The sequence below is a fragment of the Streptomyces sp. NPDC003720 genome, assembly GCF_042875075.1.
GTDB lineage: Bacteria > Actinomycetota > Actinomycetes > Streptomycetales > Streptomycetaceae > Streptomyces.
Genome location: NZ_JBIANZ010000004.1, coordinates 216,301 through 240,287 on the forward strand (window position 1 = coordinate 216,301; position 23,987 = coordinate 240,287).

Genomic DNA, 23,987 nt, shown 5'->3' on the forward strand with positions numbered 1-23,987 from the left:
GAGCGGGGAGCCGGACATGACGATCACGCTGTCCCGGGTGGCGGCACGGGTGCCGGACCAGCGGGACTCGGTCGACGAGATCCTCGCCCGGTACGACCGTCCGCGCGCCGAACGGCGGCTGTTCACCCGGATCTTCGGGCTGCGCACCAGTCCCTCGCTCGCCGAGGGCGAGAGCCTGCTCGAGGCGCTGCTGGACGCCGGCCGCGAGGCGCTCGCGGGCCGCCGGGCGGACCTGGTGCTCTACGGGCACACGCTGCTGGTGCAGCCCTTCGGGCACCATGACGAGTTCGTCTCCCTCGTCCGCGACCGGCTGGCGCGTCCCGCGACCCCGGTGTACGGGATCTCCCGGATCAACTGCGCCTCGGTGCTGCGCGCGGCCGACCTCGCGGACCGGTTCCTGAGGCGGCCGGGCGCCGGGGCCGACGACACGGTGCTGGTGCTCGGCGGGGACCAGGGCAGCATGGGCGACATGTCCCGGATCATCCCGGGGTTCGTCGTGTGCGGGGACGCAGCGGCGGCGTTCGTCATGGGGCGCGAGGGCGGCCGGCACCGCGGACGGTACCGCTATCTCGGCGGCGCAGCGGTGCGGGACGCCCGGTTCCACCGGAACCTGCGGATGAGCACCGAGGAGAGCCGTGAGTTCGGCACCGCGTGTGTCGAGGGCATGGCGCGAGTGATCGACGAGGCCCTTCGGCGGGCCGGTCTCGGCCGGGACGACGTCGACTGGATCATGCCGCACATGTCCAACGCGTTCGTGTGGCGGGCGGTGAGCGGCGCGCTGGGCATCCCCATGGACCGGGTCCACCTCGATCTGCTGCCCGAGCAGGGGCACACCTTCGGGGTGGACGCCCTGATGGCCCTGGACCACGCCGACCGCACGGGACGGCTGGCGCCCGGCACGCGGTGCGTGCTGGCCGCGCAGGGCATGGGGGCGTACTTCCAGGCGGCCGTCGTAGAGGTGACGGAGGAGGCGGAGTGAAGGCGGCGGATACGGCTCTGCGGGAGCGTGCGGGGCGGGCGGCGGCCGCGGGCGGGGGCGGGGCGACGGCCCGGCCGGAGACCCGCGGCGGTGTGGTCGACGGCGATCCCCGGCTGGTGGCGCTGCGGGAACGGGTCGCCGAGGTGGCCGGCGAACTGCGCGCGCACGCGCTCGCCATCGACGCCGACCCGGACGGCGCCGCGCTGCCCGCCGGTTCGGCCGCGGTGGCGCTGATCCGGGCGGCGGCGCTGCCGGCGGAGCGCCGGACGGCGCCGGAGCCGCCGGAGGTCCTCGGCGACTACCGGGGCACCTGCCTGGAGCGGGTGGTCGCCACCCTGGAACTGGCGCGCGGTGACGCGGGCGCCCTGCTGGGCGCCCCCGGCCCCGCGCTGGCCGGGATCGTCGTGGACGCCCTCGGCAGCCCGGCGCAGCGGGACCTCTTCCACGCCCGGGTCGCGGACGGCCGTACCCGCACCTTCTTCGCGATGACCGAGCCCGCGCACGGCAGTGACGCCACCTCGCTGGAGAGCCGGCTGGAACGGACGCCCGGCGGCTTCGCCCTGTCCGGCCGCAAGCGGTACATCGGCAACGCCGCCCGTGCCGGGATCGGGGTCGTCTTCGCCCGCACCGGGCGCTCGCCGCTGACCATCCGGGCCGTGCTGGTGGAGCGCCCGGCCGGGGGCTGGCAGGGGCGGCGGCTCGACACCCTCGGGCTGCGGGGCGCCTGGCTGAGCGAGATCGCCTTCGACGGGCACCCCGTGTCCGAGGACCAGTTGCTGGGGCAGCACCTGCCGGTCTCGCGGCGCGGCCTGTGGGGTGCGCTGCAGACCTTCAACAACGTACGGATCCAGGTCGGCGCCATGGCCGTCGGCACCGCGCTGGCCATGCTCGACCGCGTCGGCGAGCTGGCCCCGGGCGCCCCGGGCGGGGAGGTGCTGCGCGCCAGGGCGGAGGCGGCGCGGGAGCTGGCCTACCGGGCGGCCGCCGAGGTCGACCGCGACCCCGACGCGCGGGCGATGCCGGCGATGGCCAAGCTCACCGGCAGCGGACTGCCCGTGGCGGTCGCCCACTGGGCGGCCGCCGTGCTCGGCCCCGGCGGTCTGCCGGCCGACCCGCTGCTGGAGAAGTGGTCCCGGGACGCCTACGGCTTCGAGTTCATGGAGGGCACCGGCAACATGCAGCGACTTCACATCGCCGACGGCCATGTGCGCAGTACGGGGCACCGGCCGGCCGGAGGTGACGCGTGAGCGCCGCCGCCCCTCCCGTGCTCAGCGTCGACGCCCTGGCGGTCGCGGTGGAGGAGTCCCCCCGCTACTGCGACGCCGGGCAGGCGCGGTCGGCCGGCGGCGACCCGGCCGAGGGCGGCCTGTTCGGCGGCTGGACGGAGGCCGACCCGGAGGCCGGCGGGCTGCTCGCCTCGTACCTGTCGTCCGTGGCGGAGCACAGCGGCGCCCCGCTGCGGGAGCTGCGCATGCTGGCCGCGCGCGAGGACGGCGCGGACCTGGCCGAGACCGCGCTGCGCAGGCTGGGGCCCCCGCCCGGGCCGCAGCCCTTCGTGCTGGTTCAGTCCGCGGCCGACCGCGACACCCTCAGCGCGGCCCTGCCCCGGCTCGTCCACGAGCGGGACTGGCCGGTCACGGAGGACATGGGCATCACGCACCTGGGCGACCTGGGCGGCGCCGCCGTGCTGGACCTGCTCTCCTGGTGGGCCGACCCCGCGGTCGGCGTCACGGCCGTCGTGGTCGACGAGCCGCTGTTCGCCCTCGCCGGCGCCGTGCCCGGGCGGCTGACCGCCGTGGCCCTGCGCTTCGGCGGCGGTGACGGCCCGCTCCGCGTGCTCGGCTGGGGCGAGGGCGGCCGCCCGGACCCCGGGGCGGACCGCGTCTTCACCGGTCCGGGCGCCTGCGGCGGCTGGCCGGACCTCCATCACGCACTCCACCGCGACGAACTGCGGTCGGGCGAGCGGGTCCTCGTCAGGTGCGGTGCGGACGAGCACCACGCCTGGGTCCTGCTGAGCCGTACGGCCGCCACTCCCAGGGAAGAGTCATGATCACACCCAGGATCCGGCACTTCGAAGAGGCCGACATCCCCGCGCGCAGCGCCCTGCTGCGCGAGCAGCGCTTCCAGGCCAACCTCACGGACTTCGCCGTGGTCTCCAGCGACGAGGCGCTCGTGGAGAACCAGCGGCGCACGATCGAGCACGAGCACGGCGTCAAGCGCATGTTCGCGATGTGCCATCCCGACGGGCGCACCCTGGGCTTCGCCTGGATCACCTCCATCGACTGGCGGGCCCGCACCTGCGAGCTCTCCTTCGGCGTGCTGCCCCGCTTCCGCGGCGGCTACGGCGCCGCGGCCGTCGGCGCCATGCACCGCTACATCCGCGAGGAGCTGAACATGCGGGCGGTGATCAACCAGGTGCTGGTGCACAACACGATGCTCGTGTCCGCCGAGGACCTGACGGCGCAGTCCCAGGTGCGATGTGCTTACGATTCGTTCACGGCGGGCGAATGGCGCGATTCCTGTTATTGGGCGCAGGACGCCGAGGAATACGAGCGGTCGATGGCCGAGCACGAGGAACGGCGCCGGGCGATCGCCGCCCGTATTCGCACCGCGAGCGGGGGCGCGGCGTGAAGATCGGCATCGATCTGCTGAGTATTTCGCGATTCAAGCGAATCGCGGAGCACGCGCGTTATCGCACGCTCGTCTTCACGGAGGCCGAGCTCCGCGAGGCGGACGGGCTTTCCGGGCCGCGCCGCGCCGAGCGGCTCGCCGGGCGGTTCTGCGCCAAGGAGGCCACGGCGAAGGTGCTCGGGCGGGGGCTCGGGCAGGGGCTCGGGTGGCGGGACATCGAGATCACCGGCGACCGCTGGGGGGCGCCGCAGGTGACGCTGCGTGGCCGGGCCCGGCGCCTGGCCGACGCGAGGAGGATCCACCGGATCGAGATGTCGGTATCGCACCACGGCGACCTGGTGGTCTGTGTCGCCGTGACCGTCCCCGCGGTCGGTTCGCCGGCGTGCGCGGGCGGCGGGGAGGAGGCGGCGGCATAGTGTCCGGATCCCGCCCGGAACGGTGGGGCAGTTCGGGTAAATCGGATTCGTTACGCCGGGGGATAACCCTTGACCTGCACCAATGCCTGACTCTTTGCCAGGTATTAATGCGCCCCGTCATGGCTGAGAAGTACTGTGGAAGACGGCTGTCGCTCTGGGGAGTTGCGACGCATTCCGAATGCCGTTTCTGTGGGGGGAGAAGGCCATGCACTTTCGCATGCTCGGGCCGCTGGAGGTCGTGGGTCCCGAAGGGACGGTACTGATCACCGCCGAGCGGCAGCGCATCGTCCTGGCTCTTCTGCTGATGGAGGCGAACCGGGTCGTCCCGACCGAGCGGCTGGTCGACGCGGTGTGGGGGGACTCACCGCCGTCCACCGCCCGTGGCCAGATCCAGATCTGCGTCTCGATGGTCCGCGCCAATCTGGCCAAGGTCGGGCTGCGGGACGTCATCCACACCCGCCCCCCGGGCTATGTCGCGGAGGTCGGCGACGACGACCTCGATCTACGCGTGTTCGACCGGCTCGCACTGGCCGGACGCGCCGCCGCCGAGGCGGGCCGGCACGCCGAGGCCGCCTCCGTGTTCGCCGAGGCGCTGGCCCTGTGGCGCGGCGAGATACATATCGACAGCGGTGCCGCGCGCACCGCGCTGCAGGCTCCCGCGGCCCGGCTCAGCGAGCAGCGCCTGGCCGTGGTCGAGCAGTGGGTGGACGCGCAACTCGCGCTGGGGCTCCACCAGCAGCTCGTGGAGCGGCTGATCGACCTCGTCATGCAGAACCCGCTGCGCGAGCATCTCAGAGCCCAGCTGATGGTGGCGCTGTACCGGTCGGGCCGGCAGGCCGAGGCGCTGGAGGCGTACCGCGGCGGACGGCAGGTCCTCGTCGACGAGCTCGGCATCGAGCCCGGGGAGGAGCTGCGGCGGCTGGAGGAGGCGATCCTGTCCGGGGAACTGGACAGCGCCCCCGCCCCGGCCGCGGCGCCGAGTCCGCCGGCCGCCGCGTCCGCGCCGGCCGGTGAGACGGCCGGTGTGCCCCGGCTGCTGCCGGGCGCCATAGCGGACTTCACCGGCCGGGGCGAGCTGGTGGAGAGCCTGCGCGGGCTGCTGGAGACCGGCGCCGCGGGCTCCTACGGACTGCGGATCATCTCCATCACCGGCAAGGGCGGCGTCGGCAAGACGACCCTCGCCGTGTACCTGGGGCACCTGCTCGCCGAGCGGTACCCGGACGGCCAGCTCTTCGCCAAGCTGCGCGGCCCGGCGGCCCAGCCGGTGCCCCCCGCGCAGATCCTCGAACGGTTCCTGCGCAGCCTGGGCGTGCCCGGCGCGGCCATCCCGGCGAGCATCGAGGAACGCGCCGAGCTGTTCCGCAACCACGTCGCCGACCGCCGCCTCCTCATCGTGCTCGACGACGCGATCGACGAGGCCCAGGTGCGCTGGCTGCTGCCCGGTTCGGCCAACTGCCCGGTGCTGGTCACCAGCAGATCCCGGCTCACCGGCCTGGAGGGCACCCATTCGGTCCAGGTCGACGTCTTCCCCACCGACCAGGCCGTGCAGATGCTGTGCCGGATCCTCGGCGAGGACCGGGTGCGCGGCGACCTGCCCAGCGCGCTGGAGCTGATCGACCTGTGCGGCGGACTGGCCCTGGCGCTGCGCGTGGCCGCCGCCCGGCTGGCCGCCCGGCCGCACTGGACGCTCGGGCACATGGTGGCGCGGCTGAACGACGAGCGCCGCCGGCTCAACGAGCTGACGCACGGCGGCGTCGGAGTCCGCGCCAGCCTGGCGCTCGCCTACCAGGGGCTGCCCGCGGAGGCCCAGTGCCTGTTCCGCCGGCTGTCGATGCTGGAGGCAACCGAGTTCCCCTCCTGGGTCGCGGCGCCGCTGCTCGACATGGAGGCGCCCGTCGCCGAGGACACCCTGGAGCTCCTGGTCGACGCACAGCTCGTCGACGTGGAACTCGTGGACGGCCGTCACGCCCGCTACCGGCTGCACGACCTGGTCCGCGTGTACGCCCAGGAGTGCCTGGCCGAGAAGGAGAGCACCCCGCAGCGCTCCGCCGTCCTCGGCAGGGTGCTGAGCAGCTGGCTGTACCTGCTGGAGGAGGCCCACCGGAAGGTCTACCGCGGGGACCACGCCATCCACGGCGACGCCCCGCGCCTGCCGCTCGACCGGTGGGTCGTCGACCGCGAGATCGCCGACCCGATGGTGTGGTTCGAGGCGGAGCGCACCGGCCTGATCACGGCGGTGCGGCAGGCGGCCGCCGCCGGCTTGGACGAGCTGTGCTGGGACCTCGCGCTGACCTCGGTGACGATGTTCCAGAACTACAACTACTTCGACGACTGGCGCACCACGCACGAGATCGCCCTGGCCGTCACCCGGCACCACGGCAACCGGCGCGGCCAGGCGGCGATGCTGTACTCGCTGGGCTCGCTGCACATGTTCCAGTACCAGCTGGACGAGGCCCGGGACCGGCTCCAGGTGGCCAGGGAGCTGTTCCGGGAGGTCGGTGACGGGCACGGTGAGGCGCTGGCCCGGCGCAACGTGGCCTTCACCGACCAGGTGCGCGGCCGGCACGAGGAGGCCATGGCGGGCTACGAGGAGGCGCTCGCCCTGCTCGCCCACGTCGACGACCCGACCGCCGAGGCGCACGTGCTGAACAACATGGCGCAGATCCGGCTGGAGCGCGGTCTGCTGACCGAGGCGAAACGGACGTTGCGGGCCGCGCTCGCGGCCGTGGAACGCTCCGGCGGCTTCCGTATACGCGCGCAGATCCTGTGCCGGCTGGGGGAGGCGCACCTCCAGACGGGCGACGCGGCGGCTGCGGAGAGCTCCTTCACCCGGGCCATGGAGAGCATCCGCGCCGTCGGCGACCCGGTGGGCGAGGCGCACGCGCTGCGCGGCCTGGCCGTCGCCCGGGACCGGCAGGGCGCGCACGCCGAGGCGCTGGAGATGCTCGAACGCGGCATGGCCATCGCGGAGCGCGCCGACGAGCGGTTCGCCGTCGGCCGGATCCGGCTCACCCTGGGCGAGCTGGCCGCCGAACGCCGTGACCACGTCCGGGCCCGGGACCACGCGGGCGCCGCACTGGACATCTTCGAGGAGATGAACGCGACCGGCTGGCGGGACCGCGCGCTGCGGGTGCTGGACCGGGTCGCCGGCCCGTCCGGCGAGCAGGGGCCACCGGACGGCGGAGCCGTCTCCCGTGAGGTCGGCGACTTCCTGCCCGTATAGAGGTCGCGCTCTTGCCGGCGCCGGCCGGCCGCGGCCTCGCGGGACCGTCGGGTCCCGTGGGCGCCGGGCATTGAGAGCGGTGAAAGCCGGGCGACAGCGGCCTGACAGCGGGGCGGGGGACGGTGCCCCCTCGGGCGCGAGGTGCGCCCGGGGAGCCGCGACCCAGGGAAGAGGCCGATACGGCGTGAAGCTCGATGTGTCCGTCACGGACGGCACCAACGGACGACCCGTGGACGGTCTGCCGCTGTGCCTGGAGCGGTTGGGCCTCGACCACTGGCAGCGCGTGTGGGACGGGGTCACCGGCGAGGACGGGCGGTGCTGCTGCTGCCTCGGGTCCAGGGACGCGCAGGGGACCTTCCGGCTGACCCTGGAGACGGACCGCTACTTCGCCACGCTAGGGCTGCGGCCGTTCTACAGCCACATCACGGTGGCGTTCGCCGGCGGGGAGAGCCATGAGCGGCGGGAACTGCCGGTGGTGGTGACCCCGCGCGGATACGCGGTGTGCGCCGTGGGCTGACGTGATTTAGCGCGTGATAGCGATCTGGTAGGACGTTGAGAAGGGGGCCTCGTAGAACTGGACTCACCCGCAAGGGACTTCAGTTCTCCAGGGCTTCCACAAGGGAGATTCACATGCTTTCGCTGTTCGCCTCCATGCTCGGTTATTTCGGCGCCGGCCCCGATGCCGAGATCATCTGGAGCTGACGCACGGAGAGGCTGGGGCCATGGGTGTCTCGGTCCGGGTGCTCGACTCCACCGGCGGCCGCCCCGTCCGGGACCTGGCGGTCGCCCTGTACGGCCGCGAGCGCGGCGACTGGGCCCGGGTGGCCGGCGCCTGCACGGACAGCGACGGCAGGATCGGCTCGTTCGTGCCGCATCCGCTGCCGCGGGGGGTCTACCGGCTGGTGTTCGCCACCGGCGACTACTTCCGCGACCAGGGCGCCGAGGCCCTCTACCCCGAGATCATCGTGTCCGTGCGCTACCCCGGCGTCTCGGACCTTCATATTCCGCTGTTCTTGAGCCCGTTCTCGTATTCGACGCACCGCGGCTCACCGGAAGACGACTAAACACCCCGCGCTCTTGGCGCGCGGGACGTTCGGGGCTTGCCCGGGTGCCGGGGATTCCTCGTTCCAGTACGCCAGAAAAATCAGACGGCGGCGACATCGCCCTCTTCAGCGGCGTTTTCGCGTGGCGAAGCCTGAGGTGACGCTCTCAATGGATGCATCGATGAACCCTGTCCAGGACCGGTCCGCGGCCGACGAGCCGATAGCCATCATCGGCATGGCCTGCCGGCTGCCCGGGGCGGACGGCCCCCGTGCCTACTGGCAGCTGCTGAGCGAGGGCCGGGAGGCGGTGGGCGAGGCGCCCGAGAGCCGGTGGCCGGCCGGTACGGCCGCCGGTCACCGCCGGGCGGGCTTCATCGACGACGTGGACGCCTTCGACGCCGCGTTCTTCGACATCTCGCCGTTCGAGGCCGCCGCCATGGACCCGCAGCAGCGACTCACCCTGGAACTGGCCTGGCAGGCCCTGGAGGACGCGCGCATCGTCCCCTCCACCCTGCGCGACAGCGCCACCGGTGTGTTCGTCGGCGCCATCAACGGCGACTACGCCATCCTGCACGACCGCCAGGGCGACGAGGCGGTCAGCGCCTACACCCTGACGGGCGTTCAGCGCGGCATCATCGCCAACCGGGTGTCCTACGCGCTCGGCCTGCGCGGCCCGAGCCTGACCATCGACTCCGGCCAGTCGTCCTCGCTCGTCGCGGTGCAGGCCGCCTGCGAGAGCCTGCGGCGCGGCGAGACCGCGGTGGCGCTGGCCGCCGGCGTCAACCTCAACCTGCTGCCGGAGACCACCGACGCCGTCGGACGCTTCGGCGCGCTGTCCCCGGACGGGCGCGCGTACACCTTCGACAGCCGGGCCAACGGCTATGTGCGCGGCGAGGGCGGCGCGGTCGTCGTGCTGAAGCCGCTCGCCGCGGCCCTCGCCGACGGAGATCGCGTCCACAGCGTCGTCCTGGGCGGGGCGGTCAACAACGACGGCGGCGGCGACGGCCTGACCGTGCCGAGCGCGCGGGCGCAGGAAGACGTGATCCGCGCCGCCTGCCGGCGCGCCGGGATCCGGCCCGGGGATGTCCAGTACGTCGAGCTGCACGGCCCCGGCACGCCGGTCGGCGACCCCGTCGAGGCCGCGGCGCTCGGAGCCGCGCTGGGCGCGGGCCGGGCCGGCGACACGCGGCTGCTGGTGGGTTCGGCGAAGACCAACATCGGCCACCTCGAGGGAGCGGCGGGCATCGCCGGGCTGCTGAAGGTGGTCCTGAGCATCAGCCGGCGCCGGATCGCCCCCAGCCTCAACTTCCGTACGGCGCACCCGGGGATCCCGCTCGACGACCTCGGCCTGGGGGTCGTCACCGGCGCCCGGGACTGGCCGCGTGCGGACGAGCGGCTGGTGGCCGGCGTCAGCTCCTTCGGCATGGGCGGCACCAACTGCCACCTGATCCTGGCCGAGCCGCCGGCCCCGGCCGCGGACGACGCCGCGGAGCCGGGCGAGGACGCCGTGCCGTGGGTGCTGTCGGCGCGCTCCGGCCAGGCGCTGCGCGGGCAGGCCGAGGCGCTCGGACGGTACCTGGACGAGAACCCCGGCGCCGTGCCGGCCGACGTCGCGCGGTCGCTGGTGGAGACGCGGGAGGAGTTCGAGCACCGGGCCGTCGTGCTGGGCGCCGGCCCGGACGGGCAGCGGGCAGCGCTGCGGGCGCTGGCCGAGGGCCGGTCCGAGGCCGGCTTCGCGGCGGGCGCCGCCCTGGCCGGCCGTACCGCCTTCGTGTTCCCGGGGCAGGGATCGGAGTGGCCCGGGATGGCCCGCACCCTGCTCGACGAGTCGCCGGTGTTCGCGGCCCGCGTCACCGAGTGCGCCGAGGCGCTGGCCCCGTTCGTGGACTACTCGCTGCTCGACGTTCTGCGGCAGCGGCCCGGCGCGCCCGGGCTCGACCGCCTCGACGTGGTCCAGCCCGCCCTGTGGGCGGTCATGGTCGCGCTCGCCGCGCAGTGGCGTGCCCGGGGCGTGGAGCCCCACGCGGTCGTCGGCCACTCCCAGGGCGAGATCGCGGCCGCCACGGTGGCCGGTGCGCTCTCCCTGTCCGACGCCGCCCGCGTGGTGGCGCTGCGGGCCCGCGCGATCACCCGGCTGGGCGGTCGCGGCGGCGGCATGATGTCCGTGGCCGCGCCGCGCGACGCCGTCGAGGCGACGCTGGCCGAGCACGCCCCCGACCTGTCCGTCGCCGTGGTCAACGGCCCCTCCTCGGTCGTCGTCTCCGGCCCCGCGGCGTCGCTGGCCGCCGTCGCCGAGGTGTTCGAGGCGGCCGGCCGGCGCACCAAGGTGCTGCCGATCGACTACGCCTCGCACTCCGCGGCGGTGGAGGAGCTGCGCGAGGAGATCCTCCGCGAACTCGCCCCCGTGCGGCCGGTCTCCGCGGACATCCTGTTCGTCTCCACCGTGACCGGTGAGGCACTGGACACCGCGACGCTGGACGCCGAGTACTGGTACCGCAACCTGCGCCACGGCGTGGAGTTCGGCCGGGCCACCCGCGGCGCCCTCGAACTGGGCTGCCGGGTCTTCGTCGAGTGCAGCCCGCACCCGGTGCTGGTGGCGGGCGTCGAGGAGACCGCCGAGGAGGCGGGACTGGACGCGGCGGCCCTGGGCACGCTGCGCCGCGGCGAGGGCGGCCCGGACCGGCTCCGGGCATCGGCGGCCGAGGCGTACGTCCGCGGCGCGGGCGTGGACCGCGCCCTCCTCGCCCGGGCGGCCGGGGCCCGGCGCACCGACCTGCCCACGTACGCCTTCCAGCGCGAGCGCTACTGGCTGACCGACACCGGCCGGGCGCGGGACACCGCCGGTGAGGTGGCCCCCGCTCAGGTGCGCTCCTCACGCGAGCTGCTCCGCCTCGTCGTGGACACCGCCGCCGCGCTGTGCGGGGACGCCGACGGCCGCGGCGTCGACCCCGCGCTGACCTTCAAGGAGCTCGGCCTCGACTCGCTCGGCACCGTCGAGCTGCGCCGCCGGCTGTCCCTGGCCACCGGCCTGCCGCTGGCCACCACTCTGGTCTTCGACCACCCCACTCCGCAGCGGCTCGCCGACCATCTGCACGACCGGCTGCGCAGCGGCGCACAGCAGGCGCCGGCGATCGCGGTCCGCCGGGCCGGCCGGGCCCGGCGCGACGACGACGCCGTGGCGATCGTGGCCATGGGCTGCCGTTACCCGGGGGGCGTGGAGTCGCCTGAGGACCTGTGGCGCGTGGTGGCCGACGGGGTGGACGCGACCAGCGAGTTCCCCACCAACCGCGGCTGGGACCTGGACTCACTGTTCGGCGAGGGATCGGGCACGACGTACGTTCGTCGCGGTGGCTTCCTGCACGACGCCGACGAGTTCGACGCGGGCTTCTTCGGCATCAGCCCGCGTGAGGCGCTGGCGATGGACCCGCAGCAGCGGCTGCTGCTGGAGACGAGCTGGGAGACGCTGGAGCGGGCCGGTCTGGACCCGGCCGGGCTGCGCGGCTCCGACACCGGCGTCTTCGTCGGCGTGATGGCGAGCGACTACGGTCCCCGCCTCGACCAGCCGGCCGGCGGCACCGACGGGCATCTGCTCACCGGTTTCCAGACCAGCGTCGCCTCCGGCCGTATCGCCTACACCTTCGGCTTCAACGGCCCCGCGCTGTCCGTGGACACCGCCTGCTCCTCCTCGCTGGTGGCGCTGCACCTGGCCGCGGAGGCGCTGCGCCGCGGCGAGTGCTCGCTGGCCCTGGCCGGCGGCGTCACGATGATGTCGCGCCCCGGCACCATCGTGGAGTTCAGCCGGCAGAACGGACTGTCCGCGGACGGCCGCTGCAAGCCGTTCTCCGCCGCGGCCGACGGCACCGCGTTCGCCGAGGGCGTGGGCATGCTGCTGCTGGAGCGGCTGTCGGACGCGCGGCGCAACGGGCACCGGGTGCTGGCCGTGGTGCGGGGCAGTGCCGTCAACCAGGACGGTGCGAGCAATGGTCTGACCGCGCCGAACGGGCCGGCGCAGGAGCGGGTGATCCGGCAGGCGCTGACCGGTGCGGGTCTGACGCCGGACGCCGTGGACGCCGTGGAGGCGCACGGCACCGGCACCGCGCTGGGCGACCCGATCGAGGCCGAGGCCCTCATCGCCACCTACGGGCAGAACCGCGCCGACGGCACCCCGCTCTGGCTGGGGTCGGTGAAGTCGAACATCGGGCACACCCAGGCCGCGGCCGGTGTCGCCGGTGTCATCAAGATGGTGCAGGCCATGCAGCACGGCGTACTGCCGGGCATCCTCCACATGGACGCGCCGTCCCCCCACGTGGACTGGTCCGGCGGGACGGTCGCCCCGCTCGCCGAGACCCAGCCGTGGCCCGAGACGGACCGGCCGCGCCGCGCCGCGGTGTCCTCCTTCGGCATCAGCGGCACCAACGCCCACGTCATCCTGGAACAGACCCCTGAACCCGCCGGGCACACCGCCGCCGACGGCCCGCGGGAGGACGGCGGACGGCTGCTCCCCTGGGTGCTCAGCGCGCACAGCGAGACCTCGCTGCGCGGCCAGGCCGAGCGGCTGTACCGCCGGATCGAGGCCGATCCCGCCGCCGGCCCCGCCGACGTGGCGCACTCCCTCGCCGCCCGCGCCCTCTTCCCGCACCGCGCCGTGCTGGACGGCCGCACCCGCGACGACCTGCTGGCCGGCCTCGCCGCGCTGCGCGACGGGACCGGCGCCGGCGCCGCGGTGACCGGCCGCGCCCGGTCCCTCGCCCAGACGGCCTTCCTCTTCACCGGCCAGGGCGGGCAGCGCCCCGGCATGGGCCGGGACCTGTACCGGGCGTTCCCCGTCTTCGCCGAGGCCTTCGACGAGGTGTGCGCGGCACTCGACGCCCACCTGGAGCGGCCCCTGCGGGAGATCATGTGGGCCGAGCCGGACACCGCCGACGCGGCGCTGCTCAACGAGACCTGCTACACCCAGCCCGCCCTGTTCGCCTACCAGGTCGCCGCCTTCGCCCTGCTCCGCTCGCTGGGCGTGCACCCGGACGAGATCGCCGGGCACTCCGTCGGCGAGATCGCCGCCGCGCACGTCGCCGGGGTGTGGTCGCTGGCGGACGCCGCCCGCATGGTCACCGCCCGCGGGCGGCTGATGCAGGCGCTCGAGGCCCGGGGCGCCATGGTGGCGGTCTCCGCCTCCCTGGAGGAGGTCCTGCCGTCCGTCGCCGGCCAGGAGGACCTCGTCGGGATCGCCGCCGTCAACGGACCGCGGAGCGTTGTCGTCTCCGGGGACGAGGACGCCTGCCTCGCCGTCGCCGCCCAGTGGCAGGCGCGCGGCCGCCGCACCAAGCGGCTCACCGTCAGCCACGCCTTCCACTCGCCCCTGATGGAGCCGATGCTGGCGGACTTCGCCGCCGTGCTCGGCGAACTCGCCTTCCACGAGCCGCGCCTGTCCCACGTCACCGACCTCATCGGCACCGGCGTCACCGCGTCCTGGGCCGAGCCCGCGTACTGGCTGGAGCAGATCCGCAGGCCGGTGATGTTCCACCCGGTGGTGTCCGAGCTGCACGACCGCAGGATCAGCGCCTACCTGGAGGTCGGCCCGCGCGCGGTGCTCTCCGCGATGGTCCGGGAGAGCCTGGACGGTGACGCCGTCGTGGCCGCCCTGCACAGCCGCGACCGCGCCGAGGACGAGGCGCTGCTGCGCTGCCTGGCCGAGGTGTTCGTGGCCGGTGGCACGGTGGACTGGTCCGCGCTCGCCGTCGGCGGCACCCGTGTCGACCTGCCCACCTACGCCTTCGACCGCAAGCGCAGCTGGCTCAGCAGCCGGCCGGAGGCGGACGTCGCCTCCGCCGGTCTGCGCCCGACCGGGCACCCGATGCTGCGCGCGGTCCTGGACGTCGCCGGTGACGACGGAGCCGTCGCCACCGGACGGCTGTCGGTGGCCGACCTGCCGTGGCTCGCCGACCACCGCATGGGCGGGCGGCTGATCGTGCCCGGCACCGCGCTGCTCGACCTGGTGCTCGACGTCGCCGACCAGGTGGGCTGCGATCACGTGGACGAACTCGCCTTCGAGTCGCCGGTCGTCCTGCCCGACAAGGGCGATCTGCGGATCCAGATCGTCGTCACCGGCGCCGGACCGGCCCGTACGGTCAAGGTGTTCTCGCGCGGCGACGCCGACGCCGAGTGGGTCCGCCACGCCTCCGGCGCGGTCTCTTCCCGCGGCGCGGCGCCCGCCCGGCCCGACTGGGCCACCGCCTGGCCGCCGGCCGGCGCCGCCCCCGTCCCCTTCGAGACCGCCTACGACGACCTGGCCGACGTCGGCTACGACTACGGCCCAGCCTTCCGCGCCGTCCGCGCGGTGTGGCGCCGCGGCGAGGAGACCTTCGCGGAGATCGCGCTCGCGGACGGCACCGGTGTCGAGGGCTACGGCCTCCATCCGGTGCTGCTCGACGCGGCCCTGCACCCCTACGTCGCGGGAGCCGGCTCCGCCGAGCTGCGGCTGCCGTTCGTCTTCCAGGACGTGTCGCTCGCCGCGACCGGAGCCACGGCGCTGCGCGTCCGCCTGACGGCCGACGGCCCCGACGCGCTGACCGTCGAGGCCGCGGACGGCGCCGGACAGCCGGTGCTCAAGGCGGGCCGCCTCGACGTGCGGGCGGTGCCCGCGTCCTTCCTCACGGCCGACACCCAGGACACGGCCACCCACCTGTACCGCGTCGGCTGGGAGGAGTTTCCGGCCGCCGAGGCCACACCGTCGTCCTGGGCGGCGGTCGGCGAGCCCGTCACCGGACTGCCCTCGCACGCGGGGCTGGACGAACTGGCCGCGGCGGCCGACGGCGGCCGGCGCGCCGATGTCGCGATCCTCACCTGCCCGGTCGGCGGCGGGGTCCCGGAGACCACCTCCGGGGTGCTCGCGGCGGTACGGCAGTGGCTCGCCGACGACCGGTTCGCCGGCGCCCGGCTGGTGCTGGTGACCCGGGGCGCGGTGCGCACCGGTCCGGCGGAGCCGGTGGATCCGGCGCAGGCCGCGGTGTGGGGTCTGGTGCGTTCGGCGCAGTCGGAGAACCCGGACCGGTTCACCCTGGTCGACCTGGCCGGCCCGCACGACGCCCTGTTGCGCGCGGTGGCCTCCGGCGAGCCCCAGGTGGCCGTCCGGGACGGCGCGCTGCGCGTTCCCCGGCTCACCCGCGCCGCCGACGACGGCACCCTGGTCCTGCCGCGGGATGCCCGGGCGTGGCGCCTGGAGGCAGCCGGCGACGGGACGCTGGACGGGCTGGCGCTGGTGCCGTACGAGGAGGCGCTGCGGCCGCTCGGCGAGGGCGAGGTGCGCGTCGGTGTGCGTGCGGCCGGCCTGAACTTCCGCGACGTGGTCGTCGCCCTCGGCATGGTGGAGAGCCTCGCCGGCCTCGGCTGGGAGGCGGCCGGCGTGGTCGAGGAAGTGGGTCCGGGTGTGACCGGGATGGCGGTCGGGGACCGGGTGATGGGTCTGGTGCCCGGGGCCTACGGCCCGGTCGCCGTGGTGGACCGGCGCACGCTGGTGCCGATGCCGGAGGGCTGGTCCTTCGCCCAGGCGGCGTCGGTGCCGCTCGTCTTCCTGACCGCCTGGTACGGGCTGGTGGAGCTGGCGGGTCTGCGGGCGGGTGAGTCGGTGCTGGTGCACGCGGCGACCGGCGGCGTGGGTATGGCGGCGGTGCAGGTGGCGCGGCATCTGGGCGCCGAGGTGTTCGGCACGGCGTCGCGTGGCAAGTGGGGGACGCTGCGCGGGCAGGGGCTGGACGAGGAGCACATCTCCTCGTCCCGTGATCTGGAGTTCGAGCAGCGGGTGCTCGCGGCCACCGGTGGCCGGGGTGTGGACGTGGTGCTGGACTCGCTGGCGGGTGAGTTCGTGGACGCGTCGTTGCGGGCGCTCGGCGGTCGCGGCCGGTTCATCGAGATGGGCAAGACCGACATCCGTGACGCCGACGAGGTCGCCGCCCAGTACCCGGGTGTGAGCTATCGCGCCTTCGACCTCCCGGAGGCCGGACCCGACCTGATCGGCGAGATGCTCGCCGAGATCATGCGGCTGTTCGGCACCGGCGCGCTGAACCTGCTCCCCGTGTCGGTGTGGGATGTGCGGCGGGCGCCGGAGGCGTTCCGGTTCGTGTCTCAGGCGCGGCATGTGGGCAAGGTGGTGCTGACGGTTCCGCGTGGGGTGGATGCGCGGGGCACGGCGTTGGTGACGGGTGCGACGGGGACGCTGGGCCGGTTGGTGGCGCGGCGGCTGGTCGAGGCGCACGGGGTGGGCCGGCTGGTGCTGGCGGGCCGGCGCGGGCTCGCGGCCGCGGGGATGGCGGAGCTGGCCGCCGAGTTGGAAGCGCTGGGCGCCGAGGTGGTGGTGGAGGCGTGTGACGTCTCGGACCGGGCTTCGGTTCAGGCGCTGCTGGGACGGATCCCGGCGGAGCGTCCGCTGCAGGTGGTGGTGCATGCGGCGGGTGTCCTGGACGACGGTGTGGTCGCGCAGTTGACGGATGAGCGGTTGCGGCGGGTGCTGGAGCCGAAGTCGGGTGCGGCCGGGGTGCTGGACGAGCTGACGGCTCATCTGGACGTGGCGCGGTTCGTGCTGTTCTCGTCGGTGGCGGGTGTGATCGGCAACGCCGGTCAGGCGAACTACGCGGCCGCGAACGCCGCGCTGGACGCCATCGCGATCCGACGGCAGGAACGGGGTCTGCCCGCGGTGTCCGTCGCCTGGGGCCTGTGGGCCCCGGAGTCGGCCATGACCGCCGGTCTGTCGAGTGCCGACCGGGCCCGGCTGGCCGGCGCCGCCGGAACCGTGGCGCTGGAGGCCGAGGAAGGCCTGGCGCTGTTCGACGCGGCCCTGGCCGGGGCCGAACCCGCCGTGGTCGCCTCCCACTGGGACCTCGCCGCGCTGCGCGCCCGCAGCGGTCAGGGACCTGGGCTGGCCGCACCGCTGCGCGGTCTCGTGCGCGCCCAGCGCCGTACGGCCGCCGCCGTGACCGGCGCCGACGGGGGAGGACTGGCCGCACGGCTGGCCGGCCTCACCGAGGAGGCCGCCCGGCAGGCCGTGGTCGACACGGTCTGCGCCCAGGTCGCCGTCGTCCTCGGTTACGGCCCCGACACCGCCGTGGACGTCGAACTCCCCTTCAACGAGCTGGGCTTCGACTCGCTGACCTCCGTCGAACTGCGCAACCGCCTGGCCGGCGCGACCGAACTGCGGCTGCCGACGACGGTCGTCTTCGACTTCCCGACTCCGCTGGAGCTCGCCGAGCACCTGCACGGCAAGCTGGCCGGCGCCGCGCCGCAGCCCGCCGCCGCGGTGGCCGCCCCCGCCCCTGCGGGGCGGCCGTCCGACGACGACGCCGTGGCGATCGTGGCCATGGGCTGCCGTTACCCGGGCGGCGTGGAGTCACCGGAGGACCTGTGGCGCCTGGTGGCGGACGGGGTGGACGCGCTCGGCGACTTCCCCACCGACCGCGGCTGGGACCTGGACTCGCTGTTCGGATCCGAGGGCTCCGGCACGACCTACGTACGGCGCGGCGGTTTCCTCGAGGACATCAGCGCGTTCGACGCGGGCTTCTTCGGCATCAGCCGCCGTGAGGCGCTGGCGATGGACCCGCAGCAGCGGCTGCTGCTGGAGACGAGCTGGGAGACGCTGGAGCGGGCCGGTCTGGACCCGGCCGGGCTGCGCGGCTCCGACACCGGCGTCTTCGTCGGCGTCCTCGCCAGCGACTACGGCCCCCGCCTCGACCAGCCCACCGGCGGCACCGACGGCCACCTGCTGACCGGCACGCAGACCAGCGTCGCCTCCGGGCGCATCTCCTACGCGTTCGGCTTCAACGGCCCCGCGCTGTCCGTGGACACCGCCTGCTCCTCCTCGCTGGTGGCGCTGCATCTGGCGGTGCAGGCGCTGCGCCGGGGCGAGTGCTCGATGGCGCTGGCCGGCGGTGCGACGCTGATGTCCCGGCCGGGCGCGTTCGTGGAGTTCAGCCGGCAGAACGGTCTCGCGGCCGACGGCCGCTGCAAGCCGTTCTCCGCCGCGGCCGACGGCACCGGCTGGGGCGAGGGCGTGGGCATGCTGCTGCTGGAGCGGCTGTCGGACGCGCGGCGCAACGGGCACCGGGTGCTGGCCGTGGTGCGGGGCAGTGCCGTCAACCAGGACGGTGCGAGCAACGGGCTCACCGCGCCGAACGGGCCCGCTCAGGAGCGTGTCATCCGGCAGGCGCTGATCGGTGCGGGTCTGACGCCGGACGCCGTGGACGCCGTCGAGGCGCACGGCACCGGCACCGCGCTGGGCGACCCGATCGAGGCCGAGGCCCTCATCGCCACCTACGGCGCCGGGCGTTCCGCGGAGCGGCCTCTGCTCCTGGGGTCGGTGAAGTCGAACATCGGGCACACCCAGGCCGCGGCCGGTGTCGCCGGTGTCATCAAGATGGTGCAGGCCATGCACCACGGCGTACTGCCCGCCACGCTGCACCTCGACGAGGTCTCGCCGCACGTGGACTGGTCCGTCGGGACGGTCGCCCCGCTCGCCGAGGCCCAGCCGTGGCCCGAGACGGACCGGCCGCGCCGCGCCGCGGTGTCCTCCTTCGGCATCAGCGGCACCAACGCCCACGTCATCCTGGAACAGACCCCCGAGCCCGCCGAGGACACCCCGGCGGAACCGGCCGGGCGGCAACTGCCCGCCGTGGCCTGGGCGGTGTCCGGGCGCGGCGCCGACGCCCTCGCCGGCCAGGCGGCCCGGCTGCTCGCCGCGCTGCCCGGCGCCGACCCGGCCGACGTCGCCGTCTCGCTGGCCGGCCGGACCGCCTTCGACCACCGGGCCGTCGTCGTCGGCGGCACTTCCGGGGAACTGCTCGCCGGACTGGCCGCGGTCGCCGAGGGAACCGAGGCCGCGCACCTGGTACGCGGTTCCGGCGGGCGCTCCCGCAACCGCCCGGTGTTCGTCTTCCCCGGCCAGGGCGCCCAGTGGGCCGGCATGGGAGCCGAACTGCTGGACTCGTCCCCCGTCTTCGCGGCGGCGATCGACGACTGCGAGAGCGCCCTCGCCCCGCACGTGGACTGGTCGCTGCGCGAGGTGCTGCGGGCCGCGCCCGAGGCGGGATGGCTGGACCGGGTCGACGTGGTGCAGCCGGTCTCCTTCGCGATGATGGTCGCGCTGGCCCGGCTGTGGGAGTCGGCCGGGGTGACTCCCACCGCGGTGATCGGCCACTCGCAGGGCGAGATAGCCGCGGCCCACGTCGCCGGACTGCTCACCCTGGAGCAGGCGGCCGCCGTCGTGGCGCTGCGGGCACGGGCGCTGACCACGCTGTCCGGCCTCGGCGGCATGGTCTCCGTGCCGCTGCCCGAGGACGCGGTGCGCCCGCTGCTCGCCGAGTGGACCGGGCGGCTGGAGATCGCCGCCGTGAACGGGCCGTCCCTGGTGATCGTCAGCGGTGACGCCGAGGCGCTCGACGCCTTCCTGGACGAGTGCGCCCGACGCGAGGTCGAGGCCCGCCGCATCCCGGTGGACTACGCCTCCCACTCGCACCACGTCGAGCGGATCGAGGAGCGGCTCGCGGAACTGCTGGCCGGCACCGAGCCCGGCACCGGTCGCGTACCGCTGTACTCCACCGTCACCGGTGAACCGGTGACCGGCGCCGTCACCGACGCGGGCTACTGGTACCGCAGCCTGCGCAACCAGGTTCGCTTCGAGTCCGCCGTACGGGCCGCGCTGGCCGCCGGACACGACGCCTTCGTCGAGGTCAGCCCGCACGCGGTGGCCACGGTCGGGGTCACCCAGACCGTCGAGGACGCCGGCGCCGACGCGGCCGTGCTCACCACCCTGCGCCGCGGCCAGGGCGACTGGACGCGCGTCCTGACCGCCATGGCCGAGGCGTACGTGGCGGGCGTCCGGGTCGACTGGGCCGCGGTGCACGCGGGCGCCGGCGGCCGCCGTGTCCCGCTGCCGACGTACGCCTTCCAGCACCGCGGCTACTGGCTGGAGCAGGACGCCGAGGCCGCCGCGGACGTCACCGGCGCGGGCCTGGACGGCACCGGTCACGGACTGCTCGGTGCGGCCGTGCCGGTGGCCGGCGGCGACCGCTGGATGTTCACCGGCAGGCTGTCGCTGAAGTCCCACCCGTGGCTCGCCGACCACGCCGTCGCCGGGACCGTGCTGCTGCCCGGCACGGCCTTCGCGGAGATGGCGGTCCGCGCCGCGGACCAGGTCGGCTGCGCTACCGTGGCGGAACTGACGCTGCACGAGCCGCTGTTGCTGACCGCCGACGACGCCGTGCGCCTCCAGCTGTGGGTGGACGAGCCCGACGAGCACGGACACCGGCAGCTCACCGTCTCGTCCTGCCCGGACCTCGGCGACGGCCTGGACCGGCAGTGGACCCGGCACGCCGTCGGCTCCCTGGCCGACGAACCGGCCGCCGGTCCCGGCGACCTGACCGTGTGGCCGCCCGCCGGCGCCCGCCCGGTGCCCGTCGACGACCTGTACGACCGCCTCGGGGCGGCCGGTTACGGCTACGGGCCGGTCTTCCGCGGCCTCACCGCGGTGTGGCAGGACGGCGACGACCTGTACGCCGAGGCCGCGCTGCCCGAGGCGGTGCGCGGCCAGGTCGAGCGGTACGGGCTGCACCCGGCGCTGCTGGACGCCGCCCTGCACGGCATCCTCGCCGGCGACTGGTTCGCCCGGACCGACGGCCGGCCCGCCACCAAACTGCCCTTCAGCTGGTCCGGGGTGCGCCTGCACGCCACCGGTGCGTCCCTGCTGCGGCTGCGGGTGCGCCGTACCGGAGCGGAGGAGGTGTCGCTGCTCGCGGCCGACGCCACCGGAGCGCCGGTCGTCACGGTCGACGGACTCGCCCTGCGGGACGTGGCCGAGGCGCCGCGCCCGGCCGGGCCCGCGGGCCGGCACCTGTACTCCGTGGACTGGTCCGGGAGCTCCGTCCCCGGCCCCGTCCGGGCCGAGGGCCGCTGGGCCGTGGCCCCGGGTCTCGACCCGCTGCCCGAGGAGCTGACCGCGCTCGGCGCCGCCGTGGCCCCGTACTCCCGGGACCTGCTGACGGCAGGCGGCTGCGAGGTGGCCGTGCTCGCCGTCGAGCCGGCGGGTTCGGTGGCCGGGACGGTCGCCGCGGCGCTCGCCACCGTCAAGGACTGGCTCGCGGCCGAGGCCGTCCGGGACACCCGGCTGGTGCTGGTGACCCGGGGTGCGGTGCGTACCGGTCCGGCGGAGCCGGTGGATCCGGCGCAGGCCGCGGTGTGGGGTCTGGTGCGTTCGGCGCAGTCGGAGAACCCGGACCGGTTCACGCTGGTCGACCTCGCCGGGACCGGCGACTGGGGCCCCGCGCTGGCCGCCGCGCTGGCCGCGGACGAACCGCAGGCCGCCGTGCGCGACGGCAGGCTGCTCGTGCCCCGGCTGGCCCCCGTCGCCGGAGACGGGCTGCCTGTTCCGCAGGGCGCCCGGGCATGGCGGCTGGACACGCACGGCGACGGGACGCTGGACGGGCTGGCGCTGGTGCCGTGCGAGGAGGCGCTGCGGCCGCTCGGCGAGGGCGAGGTGCGCGTCGGTGTGCGCGCGGCCGGCCTGAACTTCCGCGACGTGGTCGTCGCCCTCGGCCTGGTGCCGGGGCTGACCGGGCTCGGCGGCGAGGCCGCGGGCGTCGTCCTCGAGGTCGGCCCCGGTGTGACCGGGATGGCGGTCGGGGACCGGGTGATGGGCATGGTGCCCGGCGCCTACGGACCCGTCGCGGTGGCCGACCGGCGCACGCTGGTGCCGATGCCGGAGGGCTGGTCCTTCGCCCAGGCGGCGGCCGTCCCGGCCGTCTTCCTGACCGCCTGGTACGGGCTGGTGGAGCTGGCGGGTCTGCGGGCGGGCGAGTCGGTGCTGGTGCACGCGGCGACCGGCGGCGTGGGTATGGCGGCGGTGCAGGTGGCGCGGCATCTGGGCGCCGAGGTGTTCGGCACGGCGTCGCGTGGCAAGTGGGGGACGCTGCGCGGGCAGGGGCTGGACGAGGAGCACATCTCCTCGTCCCGTGATCTGGAGTTCGAGCAGCGGGTGCTCGCCGCCACCGGTGGCCGGGGTGTGGACGTGGTGCTGGACTCGCTGGCGGGTGAGTTCGTGGACGCGTCGTTGCGGGCGCTCGGCGGTCGCGGCCGGTTCATCGAGATGGGCAAGACCGACATCCGTGACGCCGACGAGGTCGCCGCCCAGTACCCGGGCGTCACGTACCAGTCCTTCGACCTGCCGAGTCTCGACGTGGAGCGCGTCGAGCGGATGCTGGCGGAGCTGATGCGGCTCTTCGAGAGCGGGGTTCTGCGGCCCCTTCCGGTGTCGGTGTGGGATGTGCGGCGGGCGCCGGAGGCGTTCCGGTTCGTGTCTCAGGCGCGGCATGTGGGCAAGGTGGTGCTGACGGTTCCGCGTGGGGTGGATGCGCGGGGCACGGCGTTGGTGACGGGTGCGACGGGGACGCTGGGCCGGTTGGTGGCGCGGCGGCTGGTCGAGGCGCACGGGGTGGGCCGGCTGGTGCTGGCGGGCCGGCGCGGGCTCGCGGCCGCGGGGATGGCGGAGCTGGCCGCCGATTTGGAAGCGCTGGGCGCCGAGGTGGTGGTGGAGGCGTGTGACGTCTCGGACCGGGCTTCGGTTCAGGCGCTGCTGGGACGGATCCCGGCGGAGCGTCCGCTGCAGGTGGTGGTGCATGCGGCGGGTGTCCTGGACGACGGTGTGGTCGCGCAGTTGTCGGATGAGCGGTTGCGGCGGGTGCTGGAGCCGAAGTCGGGTGCGGCCGGGGTGCTGGACGAGCTGACGGCTCATCTGGACGTGGCGCGGTTCGTGCTGTTCTCGTCGGTGGCTGGTGTGATCGGCAACGCCGGTCAGGCGAACTACGCGGCCGCGAACGCCGCGTTGGACGCCATCGCGATCCGACGGCAGGAGCGGGGTCTGCCCGCGGTGTCCGTCGCCTGGGGCCTGTGGGCCGAGGCCAGCGGCATGACCGGGCACCTCGGCCAGGCCGAACTGCGCCGCATCGCCCGCGACGGCATCGCACCCCTCGGCGTCGCGGAGGGCCTGGCGCTCTTCGACGCGGCCATCGACAGCGCCCTGCCCGTCGTGGTGCCGGCCAAGCTCCAGCCCGCCCGGTTCCGCGAGCCGGTACCGCCGTTGCTGCGCGGACTGGTGCGCGGTCCCGCCCGCCGCACCGCCCGCTCCGAGCACCGGGCCGGACAGGCCACGCTGGCCTCCCGGCTGACCGGACTGCCGGAGAGCGAGGCCCGGCGCCTGGTCCAGGACGCGGTCCGAGTCCAGGCGGCACTGGTGCTGGCCGAGCCCTCCGGCGACGCCATCGACCCCGGCTCCTCCTTCCGGGACCTCGGGTTCGACTCCCTGACGGCGGTGGAGCTGCGCAACCGCCTGGCCGGCACGACCGGTCTGCGGCTGCCGACGACGGTCGTCTTCGACTTCCCCACTCCCGCCCGGCTGGCCGGCCACCTCTACCAGGAGCTGACCCCCGCCCCCGCCCCCGCTTCCGGGCCGGCGGACACCTCGCTGGCCGAGGCCGAGCGGGTCCTGCGGGACGCCGCCGCGGCCGCCGGAAGCCGCGAGGGCCTGGCCGAGCTGCTGCGCCGCACGCTGGCGGGACTCGGCGAGGACGTGTCCGGGGGCGGCGCGGACGGGACGGCCGGCGAGGAGCTCTTCACCTCCGACGAAGAGATCTTCGCGTTCATCGACGAGCAGGCCTGAGCGC

At 75.0% G+C, this 23,987-nt stretch carries 9 protein-coding genes; all 9 read left to right on the forward strand.

Annotated elements, in window-relative coordinates; all coding sequences use genetic code 11:
- Positions 1–16: 16 nt before the first annotated feature.
- The 9 genes from ACFYU0_RS12845 (at position 17) to ACFYU0_RS12885 (ending at position 23,983) form a co-directional block, all read left to right on the forward strand.
- Complete coding sequence (locus ACFYU0_RS12845; protein ID WP_389300288.1) at positions 17–979, forward strand: 3-oxoacyl-[acyl-carrier-protein] synthase III C-terminal domain-containing protein; 963 nt, start codon at positions 17–19, stop codon at positions 977–979.
- Entirely contained in the window at positions 976–2,226 is a 1,251-nt protein-coding gene (locus ACFYU0_RS12850; protein WP_389300290.1) for an acyl-CoA dehydrogenase family protein, read from the forward strand. The genes ACFYU0_RS12845 and ACFYU0_RS12850 overlap by 4 nt, the downstream gene beginning before the upstream one ends.
- A complete protein-coding gene (locus tag ACFYU0_RS12855; RefSeq protein WP_389300293.1) occupies positions 2,223–3,029 on the forward strand; it encodes a hypothetical protein in 807 nt (268 codons plus the stop codon). The genes ACFYU0_RS12850 and ACFYU0_RS12855 overlap by 4 nt, the downstream gene beginning before the upstream one ends.
- Positions 3,026–3,610 carry a GNAT family N-acetyltransferase gene (locus tag ACFYU0_RS12860; protein WP_351661891.1) on the forward strand — a complete coding sequence of 195 codons (585 nt, stop codon included), beginning with the start codon at positions 3,026–3,028 and terminating at the stop codon, positions 3,608–3,610. The genes ACFYU0_RS12855 and ACFYU0_RS12860 overlap by 4 nt, the downstream gene beginning before the upstream one ends.
- Positions 3,607–4,026, forward strand: a complete 420-nt coding sequence (gene acpS, locus ACFYU0_RS12865; RefSeq protein ID WP_389300297.1) for a holo-ACP synthase — start codon at positions 3,607–3,609, stop codon at positions 4,024–4,026. The genes ACFYU0_RS12860 and acpS overlap by 4 nt, the downstream gene beginning before the upstream one ends.
- A 205-nt stretch (positions 4,027–4,231) precedes the next feature.
- Complete coding sequence (locus ACFYU0_RS12870; RefSeq protein ID WP_389300300.1) at positions 4,232–7,249, forward strand: BTAD domain-containing putative transcriptional regulator; 3,018 nt, start codon at positions 4,232–4,234, stop codon at positions 7,247–7,249.
- A 184-nt stretch (positions 7,250–7,433) separates the two neighbouring features.
- Positions 7,434–7,766, forward strand: a complete 333-nt coding sequence (locus tag ACFYU0_RS12875; protein WP_351661900.1) for a hydroxyisourate hydrolase — start codon at positions 7,434–7,436, stop codon at positions 7,764–7,766.
- A gap of 205 nt (positions 7,767–7,971) precedes the next feature.
- Entirely contained in the window at positions 7,972–8,313 is a 342-nt protein-coding gene (uraH, locus tag ACFYU0_RS12880) for a hydroxyisourate hydrolase (RefSeq protein ID WP_351661903.1), read from the forward strand.
- A 160-nt stretch (positions 8,314–8,473) separates the two neighbouring features.
- A complete protein-coding gene (locus ACFYU0_RS12885; protein ID WP_389300305.1) occupies positions 8,474–23,983 on the forward strand; it encodes an SDR family NAD(P)-dependent oxidoreductase in 15,510 nt (5,169 codons plus the stop codon).
- Positions 23,984–23,987: the final 4 nt, after the last annotated feature.